13 protein-coding genes are annotated in these 20868 nt (G+C 39.1%); 4 read left to right on the forward strand and 9 right to left on the reverse strand.

The window, feature by feature from the left end:
• Positions 1 to 1033: 1033 nt before the first annotated feature.
• From E0Y80_RS15660 to E0Y80_RS15695, 8 genes are all read right to left on the reverse strand, one after another.
• On the reverse strand, positions 1034 to 5584 hold the full coding sequence (locus E0Y80_RS15660; protein WP_156308618.1) for an efflux RND transporter permease subunit: 4551 nt from the start codon (positions 5582 to 5584) through the stop codon (positions 1034 to 1036).
• Positions 5585 to 5601: 17 nt separating this feature from the next.
• Positions 5602 to 6693 (reverse strand): efflux RND transporter periplasmic adaptor subunit, encoded by a 1092-nt coding sequence (locus E0Y80_RS15665; RefSeq protein WP_231596072.1) that lies wholly within the window; start codon positions 6691 to 6693, stop codon positions 5602 to 5604.
• 132 nt (positions 6694 to 6825) lie between these two features.
• On the reverse strand, positions 6826 to 7191 hold the full coding sequence (locus E0Y80_RS15670; RefSeq protein ID WP_156308620.1) for a hypothetical protein: 366 nt from the start codon (positions 7189 to 7191) through the stop codon (positions 6826 to 6828).
• A 63-nt stretch (positions 7192 to 7254) separates the two neighbouring features.
• Complete coding sequence (gene ccoS / locus E0Y80_RS15675; RefSeq protein WP_156308621.1) at positions 7255 to 7440, reverse strand: cbb3-type cytochrome oxidase assembly protein CcoS; 186 nt, start codon at positions 7438 to 7440, stop codon at positions 7255 to 7257.
• 10 nt (positions 7441 to 7450) lie between these two features.
• Positions 7451 to 9847, reverse strand: a complete 2397-nt coding sequence (locus tag E0Y80_RS15680) for a heavy metal translocating P-type ATPase (RefSeq protein WP_156308622.1) — start codon at positions 9845 to 9847, stop codon at positions 7451 to 7453.
• A 14-nt stretch (positions 9848 to 9861) separates the two neighbouring features.
• Positions 9862 to 11226, reverse strand: coding sequence for an oxygen-independent coproporphyrinogen III oxidase (gene hemN, locus E0Y80_RS15685; protein ID WP_156308623.1), 1365 nt, complete (start codon positions 11224 to 11226; stop codon positions 9862 to 9864).
• Positions 11186 to 11647, reverse strand: coding sequence for a Rossmann-fold NAD(P)-binding domain-containing protein (locus E0Y80_RS15690; RefSeq protein WP_156308624.1), 462 nt, complete (start codon positions 11645 to 11647; stop codon positions 11186 to 11188). The genes hemN and E0Y80_RS15690 overlap by 41 nt, the downstream gene beginning before the upstream one ends.
• A 295-nt stretch (positions 11648 to 11942) precedes the next feature.
• Complete coding sequence (locus tag E0Y80_RS15695; protein ID WP_156308625.1) at positions 11943 to 14504, reverse strand: ATP-dependent Clp protease ATP-binding subunit; 2562 nt, start codon at positions 14502 to 14504, stop codon at positions 11943 to 11945.
• Positions 14505 to 14683: 179 nt separating this feature from the next.
• Between E0Y80_RS15695 and ettA the strand changes: the two genes are divergently transcribed.
• The 4 genes from ettA to E0Y80_RS15715 all read left to right on the forward strand — a co-directional run bounded on the left by ettA (position 14684) and on the right by E0Y80_RS15715 (position 19168).
• Complete coding sequence (gene ettA / locus E0Y80_RS15700; protein ID WP_156308626.1) at positions 14684 to 16366, forward strand: energy-dependent translational throttle protein EttA; 1683 nt, start codon at positions 14684 to 14686, stop codon at positions 16364 to 16366.
• A gap of 4 nt (positions 16367 to 16370) precedes the next feature.
• Positions 16371 to 17561: a PAS domain-containing sensor histidine kinase gene (locus tag E0Y80_RS15705; RefSeq protein WP_156308627.1), complete on the forward strand. Its 1191-nt coding sequence runs from the start codon at positions 16371 to 16373 to the stop codon at positions 17559 to 17561.
• Positions 17561 to 18619: a response regulator gene (locus tag E0Y80_RS15710; protein ID WP_156308628.1), complete on the forward strand. Its 1059-nt coding sequence runs from the start codon at positions 17561 to 17563 to the stop codon at positions 18617 to 18619. Before E0Y80_RS15705 ends, E0Y80_RS15710 begins: the two co-directional genes overlap by 1 nt.
• Before the next feature lie 135 nt (positions 18620 to 18754).
• On the forward strand, positions 18755 to 19168 hold the full coding sequence (locus E0Y80_RS15715) for a hypothetical protein (RefSeq protein WP_156308629.1): 414 nt from the start codon (positions 18755 to 18757) through the stop codon (positions 19166 to 19168).
• A gap of 41 nt (positions 19169 to 19209) precedes the next feature.
• On the opposite strand, the gene recN is transcribed toward E0Y80_RS15715, so the two are convergent.
• Entirely contained in the window at positions 19210 to 20862 is a 1653-nt protein-coding gene (gene recN, locus E0Y80_RS15720) for a DNA repair protein RecN (RefSeq protein WP_156308630.1), read from the reverse strand.
• Between the last annotated feature and the right edge of the window lie 6 nt (positions 20863 to 20868).

Below are 20868 nucleotides of genomic sequence, written 5' to 3' on the forward strand. Positions count from 1 at the left end.
CGGGATATCTGAATCGATTATCTTGTTTATCTTTTCAGCTATGCTCCCATCACTGGGAACTTCGCTGCGCTACATGATCATTTAAAGAACTTATCTCGCCTCCGCTTCGCGCTTCGGCTCTATGTCGTAAAGTACCTTTCGGCACTTCCAAACTTTCATTTTCTTTGGCCCCGGGCGTCGCGCCCTGTGCCGTATTCCCTGGTTGGGACTGCAAAGGTAGAAGCTTTTTTTGAATCCGCAAAATTTATTTTAAAATAATTTGCGGAGTGATTTTTCCTGCGCTGCTGGGGACCTGGATCCGCCGTTCGCCTCGCATGCTTCTTGCCCTTATTTCAGTGGCCCGTGGGCCGTCCCTCCCTTGCGGAGTGGTGCAAAGATAGGGACAAATTACATTCACTTCCAAGCCCCGCGGCAAAGTATTTTTACCCAGGAACCGTAACTCGCTATCCCATTGGCCGATAATTTTTAGAAAAGGGTCGGGATGCATGGCCCACGACGCCATCAGGGGACGGAAACGGCAGGAACGGCGGGAAACATGCCCAGCAGGAAAGGACCGACCGGGGGCGGAAACGCAGGGCCGCGCAGGGGCAGCTCGACGGCAAAAAAAAACCGGGATGCAAACCTCATATAGGAAACCGCCCGGGAAAGTAAACCTATTTCCCTGGAAAAAGGGCCCTGCCCTGCTTCCGCTCGGGTTTCGCTCGGGTTTCGCTCGTGAATGGTCCGCACCCCGTCCGGGAATGATCCGGAGTTCGTCCGCTCACAGGCGGACGAACTCCGGACGAGTTTTGGACAAGCTGTGGACGAGACACGAGCAATACTCGAACAAAACTCGAAGAGAACACGACTAAAGATTAACGAAATCTCAAAACTGTTCAAGAGTCTCAAAACAACAAAATTTGGAAAAGTGGAGAATTAAAATTTTGAAAAGAATGATTAGCAAAATCAAAAATTAATAAATGGAAATAAAGGTTACAGCCAAAAAAATGGGGGAACTAACGCTCCCCCATTTCATCTATTCTATTTTACCCATTTATTGCCATCCACCACCTAAGGCTTTATAAAGAACAACTTGGTTAAGCATTTTTTCTTTATTGATATCCACATCAGCAACCTGAGCGGCTATCAAACCTTTTTGTGCAGTGATGATGTCGAGGTAGGTGACCCGTCCTGCTATAAATAATTCCTCGGCAGCTCCGATGGAAGATTCCAATGCTGCTACCTGATCTTTTACATGTGTCGAACGATCTACAATCGCATCTTGCGTATTTAATGCTAAAGAAACTTCGTTTACCGCATTCACCACCGTTTTCTCATATTCCAAGAAACTAATCCCATAGCTAGCCTTCATGGTTTCATATTCTGACTTTAATTCACGCTGTCTAAAGATCGGCATGGTAATCCCTCCGAAAAGCCCATAGGTTACAGACTTGTCCAGGCTGAAGAGTTTATCCAAACTAAATGACTGCAATCCTAAATAAGGACTGATTGCCACTGTTGGTAAAAATGCCAACCGAGAGGATTCCAATTCATGAAAATCAGCTTTCAAATCCATTCCAGCTTTTCGAATATCCAACCGATTATTTAAAAGCTCCTCAAGGCTACCCACTTTCAAGTCTTGAAACAATAGATTCGATCCAATAACCTGATTGTTTCTAGCGATCGGCTGATAGACTCTTCCCAACAGCGAATTGATCTGATGCTCATAAGCCAGAATTTCCTGCTTGGCATGTGCACTATTTGCTTTGGATTCTGACAATAGGGATTTAAACTGCTGTACGGCTAGTTCATCAGCACGTCCAGCTTCCTTTTGCGCTTCAATAATCTCCAATGCCCGCTCATGAAGCTTGATGTTTTCTTCATAGACCTGAACTTTCTCATCCAAACTGATTAACTCATAATATGCAGAAGCTATACTGGAGATCAACTCCGTTTCAATAAGTCTTTTCAATTCACTTTCAGACATCAATTGCAGGAAAGCAGCTTCTCTCCTATTTCTGAGCTTACCCCAAAGATCAAGCTCCCAAGAAGAGCGTACGCCTACAAAGTAATCAGGAATGAAGGGCTCTGGCAACTTTTCATCATCCTTTAAGTTATCCGAGAAATTGGAGTCGTAGTTACCTATCCCCGACTCCGTATAATGCCCATACTTTCTCAACCCACCTTCAACGGCAGCATCCAATGTCGGATAGAGCGCCGATTTGCGGAATCTAAAGTTTGCCTGAGCCATTTCAATCCTATGTATCGCTTGACGTACATCTAAATTGTATAATAAGGCTGAATCAATTAAGGATATCAGCTGTGTATCTGTAAAGACATCTTTCCATTTCAAGCTACCAACTGAGGCCGTATCATTTAAAACTCGATCAGCTTGACCAGCCAACTCTGGAGATACGTCTTTTTCAATGGTTGTTTTTGGTACGGAACAGGAAGTAATAAAGAGTAAAATCGCTACAACTGCAGTTGCATGTTTAACCTTCTTTGCCTTTGCTTTTTTTGAAAATAGAACCACCAGTCCAGGAATTACAATTACTCCGATTATCGTACCGATAACCATACCGCCAACCGCAGCAGAACCGATTGTTCTATTACCAATTGCACCCGCACCACTTGCCAGCATCAATGGGATTAACCCTGCAGCGAATGCAAATGAAGTCATAAGGATTGGACGTAAACGTGCAACCGCTCCTTCAATGGAGGCAGTCAAAACATCCATTCCCTGCTTGCGTTTAAGATTGGCATATTCTACAATAAGAATAGCATTCTTACCCAGTAGACCTATCAACATGACAAGGGATACCTGAGCATAAATATTATTTTCTAACCCAAACACCTTTAGGAAAAGGAATGCTCCGAATAAACCAGCCGGTAAACATAGTAATACAGGCAACGGTAATAGAAAGCTTTCATATTGGGCTGCCAGTAGAAGATAGACGAATACCAAACATAGTAAAAAGATATAGGCAGCTTGGTTACCCGAGATCTTTTGCTCACGGGTCATACCCGACCATTCAATAGCATAGCCCTGAGGTAATTCTGCAGAAATACGTTCAACAGCTTCGATCGCCTGTCCGGAACTGAATCCTGGTGCAGCTTGTCCGGTGATCATTGCTGAAGTAAACATATTATATCTTGTAATCTGCTCCGGTCCATAGACACGTTCCATGGTCATAAAAGATGAGTATGGAACCATCTCCCCCTCTTCAGTCTTAACATATAGGTTAAGAACATCTTCAGGTTTCTGCCTTGCGAAAGCGTCCGATTGAACCATCACTTTATACATCTGTCCATAACGGATGAAGTTGGTTGCATACAAACTACCTAATAGAGTCTGAAGGGTATTCATTGAATTTTCAACGGAAATACCTTTTTTAGCAGCAAGATCATAATCGATCTTGAGCATATATTGAGGGAAGTTTACGTCAAAAGTAGTACTTGCACTTTCAATTACGTCATCTTGCTCAAGTTTGCTGATAAACTCATCCACAACCAGATTGGTCTGTGCGAGGTCTTCATTTCCGGACCTATCCAAAAGCCTAAGTTCGAAACCTGAGGAGTTACCGAATCCAGGTACAGTTGGCGGTGGAAAGAATTCGATTTCAGCATCGGCAATATGAGCTGTTTTCTCACGAAGTATGGTCATGACATCCTCTACGGATTCTTTACGATCGTCCCAAGATTTTAGGTTGATCATACCCATTCCATAGGATGCACCAGACACCTCCGTTACTATACTATAACCTGCAAGAATGGAAACAGTTTCTACCATTTCCAATTGTCTGGAGATGGCATCAACCTCATTCAATACAGCTTCGGTACGGTCGACTGTTGCTCCTGGTGGCGTAGTCACTGCCACATAGATCATACCTTGATCCTCTGTTGGAATAAATCCGGAAGGAAGGATTGCTGCGGAACCCCAAGTTGCGACGAACATAATAACTAACCCTAATAAAGTGATTATGCGACGACCCGCAATTTTTGAGAGCAATCCTTTATACCCTCCAGAAATACGATCATATACTTTGTTGAACCCTCTAAAGAAACGGTCTAAAATTCCATTTCCAGGTTTTTTATCATGTGGTGACCTTAAAATAATGGCACATAATGCTGGTGTCAGCGTCAATGCATTAATACCCGAGATTACGATTGCTGCTGCCAGTGTCAATGAGAATTGTCGATAGAATATACCAACCGGACCTGACAAGAATGCTACCGGAACGAATACTGCAGACATGACTAAGGTAATTGCAATTACAGCAGAACCAACTTCGTCCATTGCCGCCAAAGTAGCCTCCATAGGAGAAAGATGTTCTTCTTCCATTTTGGCATAGACGGCCTCGACGACGACAATCCCGTTGTCGACGACAATTCCTATCGCGAGGACGAGGGCGAACAGCGTCAATAAATTGATGGAGAAGCCCATCATCTGCATAAAGAATAAGGAACCAATCAAACAGACTGGAACAGCCAAGATCGGGATAACGGTCGCTCTAAAGTCCTGAAGGAAAATAAATACAACCAAGAATACCAAGATAAAAGCTTCAACCAAGGTTACTAATACGCTGGAAATAGATGCGTTCAAGAATCGAGAAACATCGTAACCCATTGTGTAAGTCATTCCCGGAGGGAAAGTAGCTTCCTTTAATTCTGCCATCCTATCTTTTACACGTTGGATAACTTCTTGCGCATTTGATCCCGGTAATTGCTTAATCATGATCGATGCAGAAGGACGACCATCTGTCTTAGATACCATTTCATAATCCAGTGATCCAAATTCAACATCCGCGATGTCTTTAACACGGATTATCGATCCATCGACATTAGCACGGATTGGTATATTTTCATATTCGCTGATTTCAGTAAACTTACCAGGATAACGCAATACATATTGTTGCATATTGACCGTCTTATCCGAGCTGATACCCGTTTGACCAGGAGCAGCTTCAATATTTTGTCTACGTAAGGCAGCCACCAACTCTTCTGTCGAGATGGAATATGCAGATAATCGATCAGGTTTTACCCATATACGCATGGCGTAATCTTTCATCCCCATGATCTGCGCAAAACCAACACCTTCAATACGCTTCAATTCCTTCAGGATATTGATATCCGTAAAGTTGTAGATAAAACGTTCGTCAGCGGTTTCATCATCGGTATAGAGGTTCAGATACATCAACATACTGTTTACCTCTTTCTCTGTGGTAACACCAGCTTTGATTACTTCTTCAGGTAATTCATCCAAAACGGTTGTCACCCTATTCTGCACGTTAACGGCAGCAATATCTGGATCTGTTCCAACCTCGAAGAATACTTGAATTAAGGTGTTACCATTATTGGTGGATACGGAACTCATATACGTCATTCCGGCCACACCGTTAATCGCTTTTTCCAAAGGAATAGCAACAGCATTTGTACTTACTTCGGCATTTGCACCGGTATAATTTGCCGTTACAACAACTGAAGGTGGAACAATATCAGGGAATTGGGTAATTGGCAAAGTAAAGAGAGCCAGTACACCCAAAAGGGTAATAAAGATCGAGATGACCAGCGATAGCACTGGCCTCTTAATAAATTTTTCAAACATTAATTTCTTCTCCCTCCTTAGTTATTGACCATTTTTGGTTTAATTACCATTCCGTCACGCAAGGTTTTTACACCTTCATAAACAACTTTGGAATCAGCAGGGAGACCATTTTCAACGACATAATAATGCCCTACACGCTGACCGTTTTGGAAAGGAGTCATTTTAACAGTGTCACCTTTTAACATATATACATAGGCTTTATCCTGAATTTCGAAAACAGATTTCTGATGAACAAGCAGTAGATCTCCAGTCTGAACGGGTACTCCAATCCTTCCGGTCGCCCCATGTTTCAACAATCCATGAGGATTTTGAAACTTCGCTCTCAAAGAAATGGATCCCGTACTTGCTTCGAATTCACTTTCTACGATTTCAGCAATTCCTTTGTCTGGATAAGCAGTTCCATTTGCAAGGATTAACTGTACTTCTTTTTTGAAATTGTTTCTATTAAATGCCGAGTCAGAAGCAATTCCTAAATATTCTTGTTCAGAAATATCAAAATAAACGTTCATGTTGGCCATATCAGATATTGTGGTTAATAAAGAACCCTCTTCTAATAAAGACCCTTCTTTTAACTGGATTCTGTCAATCCTTCCATCAAATGGGGCACGAATCTGAGTATTTGCAAGTTTAGTTTTTGCTTGATTTAAAACAGCATCAGCTTCACCTACTTTAGCTTTGGCAGCACGAAGCTGAACTTTTAATAAATCATATTCTGTCGAACTAACGATATTCTTCTGAACTAATTTTTGTGTTCTTTCCATTTCAAGTTCAACTTTCTTCACTTCCGCCTCAGCGCTACTCACAGCAGCTTGAGCTTGCGCTAAATCTGCTTTATATTCATCTGCAACTAAAGAGAACAACACCTGTCCTTTTTTTACAAAAGCACCTTCATCAACAAAAATGCGATCTAAGAAACCTACTAAACGCGAACGCAGTTCGACATTTCTTTGAGATTGAATATCGGCGATATACTCTTTGTACACAACCGTATCCAATTGAACTAAATTTGTAACCGGAACCAATTTAGGTGCATCGGTTGTTGTTTTTTCGTTACTGTTAGCAGTACACGAGGCAAAAAATAATGCACCACCGACTACGGGTAGTAGCATGTTCATTTTTTTCATAGCAATTAAAAATGTGGGTATAAATATAAAATAGAATACGATGGAATAGCCTTGCTAAGGATTAGGCATAGCAAAGCCAACACCTCTAGATTTAGAAGTGCCTAAAAAATAAAGAAATTAGAATGGACGGTATCTATACAAGAATTGATAATAACCCGGGAGGCATAAAGTCTTGGATAGATAAAATGGATGTTTGATGAGCGGAATAATCCTTGACAGCCTTGATAATAACCAAGTAAAAACCAACACTAAAGGAATTAAACCGAGCATAAGTGAAAAGATTCGATATTCATCGAAAATAATTTCTGGAAGAGTTTCGGATTGCTCCGCATGAGTTAGGTCTAGGACCTCTTCCAATACGACTTCAACTAAAGTTTCATTGGCTATCAATGCTGATGAGCCAAATAAGTCACTAGACTTTACCTCTAAACATAAAACATTTAGGTAACCGAATAGCGCCAAGAAGTGCAATAGTCGAAACATACGGCACAAAGATAAGGAAGACCCTAAGTAAAAAGGTACTAGAAATGTAAAAAAGCTGTGATTTTAGTTTTTTGGAGCGGATTTTTCAGGCTGAGGAGATTCCTCCAGTGGTTCATCATCAAACAAAATTCTGACCGATGGTGTATAAGTATCCTCATGCTGTCCGTTCTTACTAGCCCAAAAGAAAGCTCCAAGGAAAAACAGCGCAATAAGAACACTACAACCGATTAAGAAAAATATGATGTTCATGATAACAAAGTTAAATTAATTTTCTACGTTTTGCATATCCCCGAGTCATTAAACTGGTGAAGGATATAATCGTGACTGTACTGATAGGCATTAAGATTGCAGCAAAAAGCGGAGACATGGTCCCTTGGACAGCAAAGCTTAATCCGACAACATTATATAATAAGGAGATGACAAAAGACATTTTTATCACTTTGACTGCATCCTTACTGAATTCAAAAAATTTTGGCAATTTATGGAATGCCTCACCATCCAAGATCGCATCACAGCCTGGGGAAAAATTGTTGATATCATCAGAAACAGCAATTCCCAAGTCGGCCTTTCTTAATGCACCAGCATCATTCAGACCATCACCAAGCATACAAACTTTTTTGCCATGGCTCTGCCAATCGGAGATCCTATTTAATTTTTCGGATGGAGTTTGATTGAATAATAAGAATGCCTTGGATGGGAAGATCATTCGTAATGCTTCTGCCCTTCTCTCATTGTCCCCGGAAATTAAATGAAGATCATACTTTTCCGCTTTTAATTCATTGATGACATCATTCAAACCTGAACGCCAGGATTGCTCCAACGTAAAATATCCTTTTAAGGTATCATTGATTTTAACATAGACCACAGATCCTTCAAGATCCACCTTATCGGTATTTACATAAGAGGCACTTCCAACTTTGATTCTATAATCTTGATAAACCCCTGATTGTCCTCTTCCAACGACTTCTTGATAATGATTGATATTTAACATATCAACATTTCCTAAATATTTTAAGATCTCCCTGCTTAAAGGATGATTCGAGTTTCGACAAAGGGAAGCCAATAAATTGCGTTCAATGCTGTTAAGTTTCCCTTCAAAATACATACTTGAAGCTGTAGGCGATGATATTGTACCTGTCTTATCAAACACAACCGTATCAATCGCTGCCATTTGCTCAATTGCAGCAGTGTTTTTGATATATAATTTATTTTTATCAAAGATGCTTAATGCTGCCGACAGGGTAAAAGGTGAGCTTAATGCCAATGCGCAAGGACATGCAATAATGAGCACTGCAGTAAATGCTGCCCATGCTTTGTCTGCATTTCCTCCCAAAGCCCAAAATATACAGGCGGAAAAAGCGATAATTAATAAACCAATCGTAAAATATTTACTGATATAGCCTACAAAGGTTTCAAATTTCTTTTCATATTGTTTGAAACTATCGTTGTTCCATAACTTAGTCAGATAACTTTGAGAAACCGCTTTCACCACTTCCAGCTCAATGGCTTCACCCATTTGCCGACCTCCGGCATAAACGACCTCGCCAAGCACTTTCTCCACGGGCTTGCTTTCACCAGTTACAAAACTGAAATCGACAGAAGCATTCCCTTTTAATAAGATTGCATCAGCAGGAATAATTTCATTGTTCCTCACCAATATCCGGTCCCCTACCTTCAAATCAGCAATTTGCGTAGGTTTTGAGGATTCATTTTCCAATACAGTAACCGCAACAGGAAAATAGGACCGATAATCACGTTCGAATGAAATATGGTAATAAGTGCGTTGCTGTACATATTTTCCGATCAGGATAAAGAATACCAAACTACAAAGGGTATCCATAAAACCTGCTCCAGTTTGGGATAGAATTTCATAGGCCGAACGGAAGAAGAGCACAAAAATCCCCAATGCTAATGGGACATCCAGATTGAGTCTTTTTTGTTTTAAGCTCAACCATGCTGATTTAAAATAATCCGATGCGCTATATAATAGAACAGGTAGTCCGAAGGCAAGATTCATATATCCGAAAAAATTGGAATATTGGCGTTCAAATTCTGCCATTCCAAAATATTCCGGGAAAGAAATCATCATGGAATTTCCGAAACAGAAACCCGCAACAGTTATTTTTGCAATCAGTTTATTTTGATTGATTTTCTTTCCTTCCTTAACAACATCTTGAAGGGTAATTTTCGGATCGTACCCTATTTTATGAAGCAGGTCTACCAGTTCTCGTAAGGAGATTTCATTCTTCTCAAAAGTAATGCTGGCTTGTTTCTTCATGAAGTCAACTTGTGAGGTTTTGACTCCGGGGTTTAATTTGTAAAGATGTTCCAATAGCCAAATACAGGAACTACAGTGTATTGCAGGAACATAAAAGGTTATGATAGCAATATCTTCGTCTTGATAATCAACTAACTTGGCAATAATATTTGGCTCATCCAGATAGGATAAATCTTCTTTCTGTGCTTTTTGGGATTTTCCTGGATGTGTATTGTATTTATAATAGCTAGCCATATTGTTGTCATTCAGTATTTGATATACCGTTTGACAACCTAGACAACAAAAGCGATGGTCTTCCAATATATAGGCAGAATCCTCCACCGGGTCACCACAGTGATAACAGGTAGTTGTTAATTGTAAATCCCCTTTTGTTGGCATAATATAAAAATAGATTAAATAGCTTGACTAAATAAATTTTCTCTTTCTTTTGTTTTTTGCAGGCGTTCATCAAATGCCATGCAGACATTCCTTAAAAAGGATTTTCCAACTTCCGTAATTTGAACAATATTACCATTAACTTGTACAAGCTCGTCCATAATCAAGGGTTCTAATCTTTCAATGATTTTATCATTCAGATCAAAACCATCCTTAAGAAGGACTTTTCCTCGGCACATCATATCCAAAATATATTCACGTACTATTAAATCTTCTTCGTTCAAGATATGCCCTTTTACAACTGGTAACTGCCCTTTACCGATAAGTTCGTGATATTCTTCCACTGTTTTAACGTTCTGAGCAAATGCTGTCCAAGCATCACTGATGGAGGAAACGCCTAATCCAATCAATAATGGAGTATAACGATCTGCATATCCCATAAAGTTTCGGTGAAGAGTTCCGTCCATTGCAGCAATATATAAGGCATCATCTGTTTTTGCAAAGTGATCCATACCTACATCTTTGAAACCACAATCTAGGATCATTTGTTTTCCTAATTTATAGAGGTTCAGCTTATCCTCACCTACTGGAAGGTCATGTTCAGTAAATCTTCTTTGACCAGGTTTAATCCAAGGCACATGGGCATAACTATAAAAGGAAATACGGTCTGGGTTTAGTTTCATAGAATGTTCAATGGTCATTCGAACAGATTCAGGAGTTTGTAAAGGCAGACCATAAATCAAGTCAAAATTGATTGATTCATATCCTAATGATCTGGCATCTTCCATAACACGGGCAACATCCTCGACTGTTTGATGCCTATTGATGATGAATTGAACTTTCTCATCAAAGTCTTGAATACCTAGGCTTAATCTTTTAAATCCTAAATTAAAAAGGGTTTTTAAGTGCTCAAAAGTTGTATTGGCAGGGTGAGCTTCGAATGAATAGGAAGCATCTTCTGTTTTTTCATTTCCGTCCAAAAGTCCTGCAATCAGACGGTGCAAATTCTCTGCAGTGAAGAAAGTTGGAGTCCCCCCACCCAGATGGATTTCAGCAATTCTAAGTTTATCTTCTTTTAAGATTTCCTTGTACATCTGCCACTCTTTCAATAATGAAGTGATGTAAGGATCTTCTACTTTATGATTTTTGGTAATACGGGTATTGCATCCACAATAAGTACACAGGCTTTCACAATATGGTAAGTGCACATAGATACTTATCCCCTTGTCTTTTGATTTTTCAAAATTCAAGGCCACACGATCTGTCCAATCAGATTCATTGAATCGATCGTTTTCCCAGAAAGGAACGGTTGGATAACTGGTATAGCGGGGTGCCGCTACGTTATATTTGTTGATCAGTTTGTTTAGAGTCTCCTTTTCCATATTTTCTAAATTTTACCTTATTCGTACAATCCATTCTACATTGACAAGCTTCACCGGCGCATCCACCTACCATCCATTGTGTAAGATTCTGGATAGTCTGTTTTGCAATACCTTCTAAGCTATTATCGATGGGAACGTTCGCAACATGTATTTTCAATTCTCCGGCATAATCTAGGTCAATATGTTCAGTGGATTTTGAACGGGTGACAATATTTCTCACCCCAATTTTGAAGAGCTCAAATAACATTACTCTATCCAACACATCCCGGTCAGAAATAATAATAGCCTCTTTACCCATTGCATAATGCATCGTACTGAAATTCAACTCGTTCGATATCAAAGTTAAATCATGTACCTTCCCATTTGCTTTGGCGAGGTGTTCCTTTTCTGGACCCAATATGTTATATGCAATCACTCTCATCCCTAAGTAAAGTAGTTTATAATGTCAAAAGTAGATTATAAATGCACAGAAACGAGTGAACTGCATCATGACAGAAAGTGATATAAATCACCTTGGGAAGATGTGGGAAATAGTATTTAGTATATAGTAGTTAGTATTTAGATGATTTTACACTTTATAAAACAATTCTAAATTTCAACTTTAATACCAACCCATACAGTCATCTTAATACTAAATACTAACTACTAACTACTCAAAACTTCATAAAAAAAGGTGGTTGGGAATTCCCACCCACCTTTTTTTATGAAGTTTTAAATTAATCTTTCTTCTTGTTATTCTTAACATCTGAAGCTAATGAAGAATCATCGTCTTTTTCGTTCTTTGCAGAAGAAACAACGATTTCTTTTTTATCATCATCATAATCTACTAAGATTGTCTCTCCGGTTTTAAGTTCTCCTTTAAGAATTTCCTCAGCGATTGGATCTTCAAGATATTTCTGAATAGCACGTTTTAAAGGTCTTGCACCAAAGTTACTATCATAACCTTTCTCGGCGATGTAGTTTTTGGCGGTTTCAGTCAAGTTAATTTTATGACCTAAACCTTCGATACGAGCGAATAATGATCTAAGTTCAATATCAATGATTTTAAAGATATGTTCTTTAGTCAATGAGTTGAATACAATGACATCATCAATACGGTTCAAGAACTCCGGAGCAAAAGCACGTTTTAGTGCTGTTTCGATTACTCCTCTGGAATGCGAGTCTGCTTGAGTTTCTTTGGCTGCAGTTGTAAATCCAACCCCTTGTCCAAATTCCTTCAATTGACGTGCACCGATGTTTGAAGTCATGATAATGATGGTATTTCTAAAGTCCACCTTGCGTCCAAGACTGTCAGTCAATTGACCTTCATCCAACACTTGTAGCAACAAGTTGAATACATCTGGGTGAGCTTTTTCGATCTCATCTAACAATACGACAGCATACGGTTTACGACGAACTTTCTCTGTTAACTGACCACCTTCTTCGTAGCCAACATATCCTGGAGGCGCTCCAACCAAGCGAGATACGGCAAATTTCTCCATATATTCACTCATGTCAATCTGGATTAAGGCATCCTCTGAATCAAACATAAAGCGTGCAAGCTCTTTTGCTAATTCAGTCTTACCAACACCCGTAGGACCTAAGAAGATGAAAGAACCAATTGGTTTTTTAGGATCTTTCAGCCCGGCACGAGTACGTTGAATTGCTTTAACCAATTTTTGAACCGCATCATCTTGACCAATGATTCTACCTTTCATAGAGTCACCCATATTCAATAGTTTTTGACTATCAGATTGGCTCACACGTTGAACAGGGATACCGGTCATCATAGAAACCACCTCAGCTACGTTATCTTCCGTAACGGTATAGCGTTTGGTTTTAGTTTCCGCTTCCCATGCAGCTTTTTCTTTTTCAAGCTCCTCGATCAATTTCTTTTCAGTATCACGAAGTTTAGCTGCTTCTTCATACTTCTGACTGCGGACAACTTTATTTTTCTCCACTTTAACTTCCTCAATTTTCTCTTCGATATCGATGATGCTCTGAGGAACATGGATATTATTTAAGTGCACACGAGAACCTGACTCATCTAAAGCATCAATAGCTTTATCTGGTAAGAAACGATCCGTGATATATCTTGTAGTCAGTGACACACAAGCGTCGATAGCTTCAGGAGTATAAGTTACATTGTGGTGTTCTTCGTATTTATCTTTGATACGGTTTAAGATTTCGATTGTATCGTCGATAGATGTTGGTTCAACAGTTACCTTTTGGAATCGACGGTCTAAAGCACCATCTTTTTCAATATACTGACGGTATTCATCTAAGGTAGTTGCACCAATACATTGAATCTCTCCACGTGCTAATGCCGGTTTGAACATGTTAGAAGCGTCCAATGATCCAGAAGCGCCACCAGCACCTACGATGGTATGAATCTCATCAATAAATAAGATTACATCCGGTGATTTTTCCAGTTCATTCATCACGGCTTTCATACGTTCTTCAAACTGACCGCGATACTTAGTACCAGCAACCAAAGATGCTAGATCCAAAGTAACGACACGTTTATTAAATAGAACTCTTGAAACTTTTCGTTGGATAATCCGGAGAGCAAGTCCTTCAGCGATTGCTGATTTACCAACTCCAGGTTCACCAATTAAAATAGGGTTGTTTTTCTTTCTACGAGAAAGAATCTGCGAAACCCTTTCGATTTCTTTCTCACGACCAACGATAGGGTCTAATTTACCTTCTTCAGCGGCTTTGGTTAAGTCGCGACCGAAGTTGTCTAAAACAGGAGTTTTAGATTTGATATCAGACACTTTCTTAGGTGAAGAAAATTGTGAATCTTCATCAGCGTATTCTTCATCGCCACCAGAAGGGGTGTTTGAAGCTTCATCAGTGATACCAGTGGCATTCTGTTCAACTTCAGATTTGAATACGTTATAAGAAACATTAAATTGCTGTAAGATTTGTGATGCGATGTTCTCTTCGTCACGCAATATAGCCAACAATAAATGCTCTGTTCCAATTATATCACTTTTAAAAATTTTAGCTTCCAAATAAGTAATTTTCAAGACCTTTTCGGCTTGTTTGGTAAGAGGCATATTAGTGATTGGGGAGCGAGATACGGAAGAACCTTTCACAGCATCCTCCACTGATTGGCGTACAGCGCCCATGTCAACTCCGATATTCTTCAATATCTTAATTGCCACTCCATCGCCCTCACGTATTAATCCCAGCAATAGATGTTCGGTACCGATATAATCGTGACGTAAGCGTAGTGCTTCTTCACGACTATAAGAGATAACATCTTTAACTCGGGGTGAAAATTTTGCTTCCATTAAATTCCTTTCTCAATTAAATTCGGGTGATCAACAGTATAAATGTACTAAAAATACGAATCACACCCATTTGTTATATATATTTTTTATCAACAATTGCGCCACCGGTCGAAAACTATCAATTTGTCAGTAATTACATTATCTTTGTGTAAAAACATTAAGAAATTTTCATAGAACCTATGTCTGACGAAAAAATTATCTTCTCAATGGCTGGGGTAAACAAAATTTATCCCCCATCCAAACAAGTACTTAAGAACATTTACCTTTCTTTCTTCTATGGAGCGAAAATCGGTGTAATTGGTTTAAATGGTTCCGGTAAATCATCTTTATTAAAGATCATAGCTGGACTGGACAAATCCTACCAAGGTGAGGTTGTCTTCTCTCCGGGATATTCTGTGGGTTATTTAGCTCAAGAACCCGAATTAGACCCCACAAAAACTGTAAAAGATATTGTTGAGGAGGGTGTTGCGGAGACCGCTTCCATCCTTAAAGAATATGAAGAAATCAATGAGAAATTTGGTCTTCCAGAGGTTTATGAAAACCCGGATGAGATGGATAAACTTTTAGCTAGACAGGGTGAATTACAGGATATTATTGATGCGACAAATGCTTGGGAATTAGACAGTAAATTAGAGAGGGCAATGGACGCTCTAAGATGTCCGGAGCCTGACGCTTTAATTGCCAATTTGTCAGGAGGAGAACGCAGAAGGGTTGCGATGTGTAGGTTATTATTACAAGAGCCTGACGTTTTGTTATTGGATGAGCCAACCAACCACTTGGATGCTGAGTCCATCGATTGGTTAGAGCAGCACCTTCAACAGTATAAAGGAACCGTAATTGCCGTAACCCACGACCGTTACTTCCTAGATAATGTGGCGGGTTGGATTCTAGAGCTAGACCGTGGTGAAGGTATTCCTTGGAAAGGAAACTATTCTTCTTGGTTAGATCAAAAAGCTAAGCGTTTATCGCAAGAGGAAAAAACGGAAAGCAAACGCCAAAAGACCTTGGAACGCGAGTTGGAATGGGTTAGAATGGCGCCAAAAGCAAGGCATGCGAAGTCAAAAGCTCGTTTACATAATTATGAGAAATTAGCTTCGGAAGAAACGAAAGAGCGCGAAGAAAAACTAGAACTATTTATCCCGCCAGGACCACGTTTGGGAAATGTAGTTATTGAAGCAAATAATGTTAGTAAAGCTTACGGCGATCGCATCCTATTTGAAAACTTAAGTTTTTCATTACCTCCGGCAGGAATTGTAGGAATTATCGGTCCCAATGGAGCTGGTAAAACCACTTTATTTAGATTAATCACGGGTCAGGAACAGGCCGATTCCGGAACTTTCCGAGTTGGTGAAACCGTTGCACTGGGATATGTTGACCAGATGCATGATGACTTGGATCCTAATAAAACCGTGTGGGAAAATGTTACGGGTGGAAATGAGAATATCATGCTTGGAAATAAAGCCATGAATTCAAGAGCATATGTATCTAAATTCAATTTTAATGGCGGTGACCAACAGAAGAAAGTTGGCGTCTTATCTGGAGGAGAGCGGAACCGAGTTCACTTGGCGATTACTTTGAAAAAAGGCTCCAACGTGTTGTTACTGGATGAGCCTACAAATGATATTGATGTTAATACGCTACGTGCTTTGGAGGAAGGTTTGGAAAATTTTGGTGGCTGTGCCGTTATTATTTCCCACGACCGTTGGTTTTTAAACAGAATCTGTACGCATATCTTGGCATTTGAAGGAGACTCTCAAGTTTATTTCTTTGAAGGAAACTATACAGAATACGAGGAAAACCGTAAGAAACGCCTTGGTGATATAGGTCCAAAAAGAATTAAATACAAAAAATTAGTAAAGTAGAACTGTGTTAGAATCAGCTAGACTATTAGAAGCCATAATCGATAATGCAATCGATGGTATTATTACCATTGACAAGCATGGAATTGTCGAAAGTATCAATCCGGCTGCACTGGAGCTGTTTGGCTATCAAGCGGAGGAAGTTGTCGGCAAGAATATCTCTGTATTGATGCCAGAACCCGACCGGTCAAATCACGATCGATATATTGCCAATTATGAAGAAACTGGCAATAAGCGAATTATTGGGATTGGACGTGAGGTAAGGGGATTAAAAAAAGATGGTTCTACCTTCCCTTTCCGTCTAGCTGTTAGCGAGGTTTTTTATAAAGACCGTAAGATTTTTACGGGATTTATTCATGACCTGACGAAGGAAAAACTGGCCGAAAACGAGCTTAAAAAGCATACCCAAGAACTTGAACTGAAAGTAAGAGAACGCACAAAAGATCTTATCAAATTGGTTTCGGAGCTTGAAAGGGCGAAAGCGGATGTTAGTGTTTCTTTGGAAAAAGAAAAAGAGCTAAGTCAGTTAAAGTCTCGTTTTGTTTCTATGGCATCCCATGAATTTAGAACTCCTTTAAGTTCCGTTCAGCTCTCTGCATCCTTAATAGACAGATATGTTGAAAAGGAGGAATATGGACCTATTGAAAAGCATACTACAAGAATCAAAAGCTCCGTTCAATTATTGAATACAATATTAAATGACTTCCTGAATTTAGAAAAATTAGAGGCAGGAGTCGTGGTGGTCAATAAAACGAATACAAACATTGTACATCTTGGGGAAGAAATCGCTGAGGAAATGCAGATGATCTGCAAGAAAAATCAGCATATCATCTATCAACATACAGGGGAAGAATCTGGATTCTTTATTGATTCAAACCTGCTTAAGAACAGTATTATTAATTTGGTTTCCAATGCGATTAAATATTCGGGGGAAGATACTTTTATTGAGTTTAATACCCAAATTGGCAGAAATCAATTGTTAGTTACGGTCAAGGACAATGGTATAGGAATCCCTTTAGAGGAGCAAGCCAATTTATTTGAACCTTTCTTTAGAGCAAATAATACGGGAAATATCCCGGGTACAGGATTGGGATTGAATATTGTAAAACGCTATGTTGAATTGATGGGTGGAAAATTAGAATACTGGTCTGAAGTGAACCAAGGTGCAATTTTTAAGATGTTTTTTATCCAAGAGTAATGGAAAAAAGGAAGATATTAATTATCGAAGACAACAGTGACATTCGTGAAAGCACTGCTGAAATACTGGAATTAACAGGTGAATATTCTGTTCTAGTTGCCGAAGAAGGTAAAACGGGAGTAGATATGGCCATAAAACATAAGCCTGATTTAATTCTTTGTGATATCATGATGCCGGAATTAGATGGATACGGGGTTTTATACATGCTCAATAAGCATGAAAACACACAACAAATTCCCTTCATCTTTTTGACTGCCAAAGCAGAAAAGGCGGACCTAAGAAAAGCCATGGAAATGGGCGCCGATGATTATTTAACAAAACCATTTGATGATATGGAATTGTTGAATGCCATTGAAAGCCGATTTAAAAAGCGTGCACAATTAAATGTGAAGGTAGAACCTAATATGGATAGCTTAAGACTGGACGAACAGGAACAAGCCTATCTATTGCAGGACTTAGCCGACCATGGTAGAACCAAAAACATAAAGAAAAAACAAACCATATATGAAGCCGGCGATACACCTGTGTATGTCTACTACATAAAAAAGGGGAAAGTTCGAAGCTTTTTAAATTACAAGGATGGCAGAGAACTATCGACAAACATTTTTGTAGAAGGACAATTCTTTGGTTTAGAATCTGTTCTGTTGAACATAAAATATGGCGATAATTCAGCTACATTGGAAGATGCTGAAGTTGCATTGATCCATAAGGACAACTTCTTTGAATTGTTATACAAAAAACCAGGAATTGCTTCTAAACTTATTAAGGTCCTTTCTCAGAACATTCGTGAGAAAGAAGAGCAAATGTTGGGTTTTGCATATGATTCTGTCCGTAAGAGGGTTGCCAATGCATTGGTTAACGTTGCGGAAAAATCTGATTCAGAAGCGGATGAAGTCACGATTAAAATCTCCAGGGATGATTTGGCTGCCTTAGCGGGTACTGCAAATGAAACCATAAGTAGAATGTTGGCTGATTTTAAGGACGAAAAACTGTTAACTAAAGAAGGGAATGCAATAAAAATCTTTTCTGTTAACAGGCTGAAAAACATAAAACAATAAGGAAATGTCTGTTGTTATTTAAAATATTACAAAAAATGGCAATGATTTTGTTATTCAATTTAAACTTTAAGCAGATTTATGTGTCTGTATAAAAGAAACGAACGAAATTATTTACTAATAACAACATTACCACTCATGAAAAAACTTTTATTAGCACTAGCTATTGGTACTGCTTCACTTGTAAGTTTTAGCTCTTGTACTAAAGAATATAATACGACAGTCCTTGCAGGAAAAAGTTATTATTTTCCAATTTCTTCAGCAGATTGGACAAAAAATGAAGCAAAAGAGTATACGACAACAATTAATATTGCAGATTTAGATGATTTGTATTTTGAAGATGGCCATGTAGATGTTTCTATTCAATTTGAAGATGAAAAAGGAACTTTCTACAACGTTCCAACTGAAGGACTTCGCGGTCATGGATACAATGCTGCTTATTCTGTTGGTAAGGTATATCTTGATGCTTATTATCTTCCAACTACAGGAGACAAAGCTCCAGATCCAATGCGAGTTAAAATTGTTTTAACTGATGCTGATCCTGGCAACTAAGAAATAAAAAAAGCATTCCAAATCGGAATGCTTTTTTTGTATTATTTCAACATCTCTTTGGCATGTTTGATTGCCGTATCTTCCGGATTGGCACCACTCAACATTTGTGCAATCTCTAATACCCTCTCTTCTTCATTCATCAACACAATATTCGATTTTGTCTTATTTCCTTTATCCTCTTTATACACTTTAAAGTGGCTATTTCCTTGTGAAGCGATCTGTGGTAAGTGCGTTATGCTGATAACTTGCATATTCTCGGCAAGTTCTTCCATAAGCTCCCCCACTCTTAATGCCACTTCCCCAGAAATACCTGTATCGATCTCATCAAAAATTATGGTTGGTAAGGCCGAGGTTTTTGCAACCAAAGATTTTATAGCCAACATCACCCTTGAAAGCTCCCCACCTGATGCTACTTTGCTAATGGGATGTAAAGCCTGTCCTTTATTTGCTGAAAATAAATAGGATACCTCATCTTGACCCGTAGATTTAAAATCCGAAAGTCTATTCAACTCAACCTTTAATTGTGCATGCGGCATTCCCACACGAGTTAAGACCTCCTGAACTTCTTTTTCAACCACTTTGGTTGCTTTTGTTCTATTTTTTGTGAGCTGCTCGGCTAGCTTTGCAATCTCCTGATTGAATTTTTCAATCTTCAGTTTAAGAACCTCGATCTGCTCTCCCTGCGAATCTGTTGCCTGAAGCTTATCCTCCAACTCTTGCTTAAGATCCAAAAGCTCGCGTACGGTAGTTACACGGTGTTTTTTCTGTAGGTCATATAAAATAGAAAGTCGTTCATTGACGATACTTAACCGTTCCTCATCCATATTTATACCATCAGCAACTTGCTCTACCTCTGCGCTAAGGTCCTTCAGTTCAATCAAGGTACTTTGAAGACGTTCCAATAGTGGTTCAGAAGTAGGAAGATAGCGAACTCCATTTTGAAGAGATGACTGCACCTGCTTTAGGCTATCTAAAACATTGATTTCTCCATCTTGAAGTTGAGAACTGGCCGAATGAAAATGACGTTTTATTTCTTCTGCATTTTCAAGTTGGGTCTGTTCTGCCTCCAGATCTTCCTGTTCATTCTCCTGTAAGTTTGCTTGATCCAATTCATTGAAAACGAATTGTTGGTAGTCAGATTCCAACCTCGATTTTTCAAGATCTTCTTCCAACTGTTTTAGTTCAGAGATCGTTTTTTTATAATCGTGGTATTTCTTTTTATAATCAGAAAGTAAGGATTGATTTTGAGCTACCGTATCAAGGACCAATAACTGAAATGTCTCCGTATTTATCTGCAAAGTTGCATGTTGGGAATGAATGTCAATCAATTTTTCACCAAGAACTTTTAATGTTTGCAGATTGACAGGAGTATCATTTACGAAAGCACGGGATTTACCATCGGCATGTAGTTCTCTTCGAATTGTACTTGTATCTTCGTAATCAAGGTCGAGCGATACAAAAAGGTCCTGAAGATGATAGTTCTTAATCTGGAAGTGCCCTTCAATAATACACTTTCGTGATTCATCAAAGAAATGTTTTGTTTCGGCCCTATTTCCTAAGATCAAACCCAAAGCACCCATTATAATAGACTTTCCAGCACCAGTTTCCCCTGTAATAATATTGAGTTTGTTATCGAAATTTATATCTAATGCATCAATCAATGCATAATTTTTTATCTGTAGTTTACTTAACATTCGATC

Source organism: Sphingobacterium endophyticum, assembly GCF_009733535.1.
GTDB lineage: Bacteria > Bacteroidota > Bacteroidia > Sphingobacteriales > Sphingobacteriaceae > Sphingobacterium > Sphingobacterium endophyticum.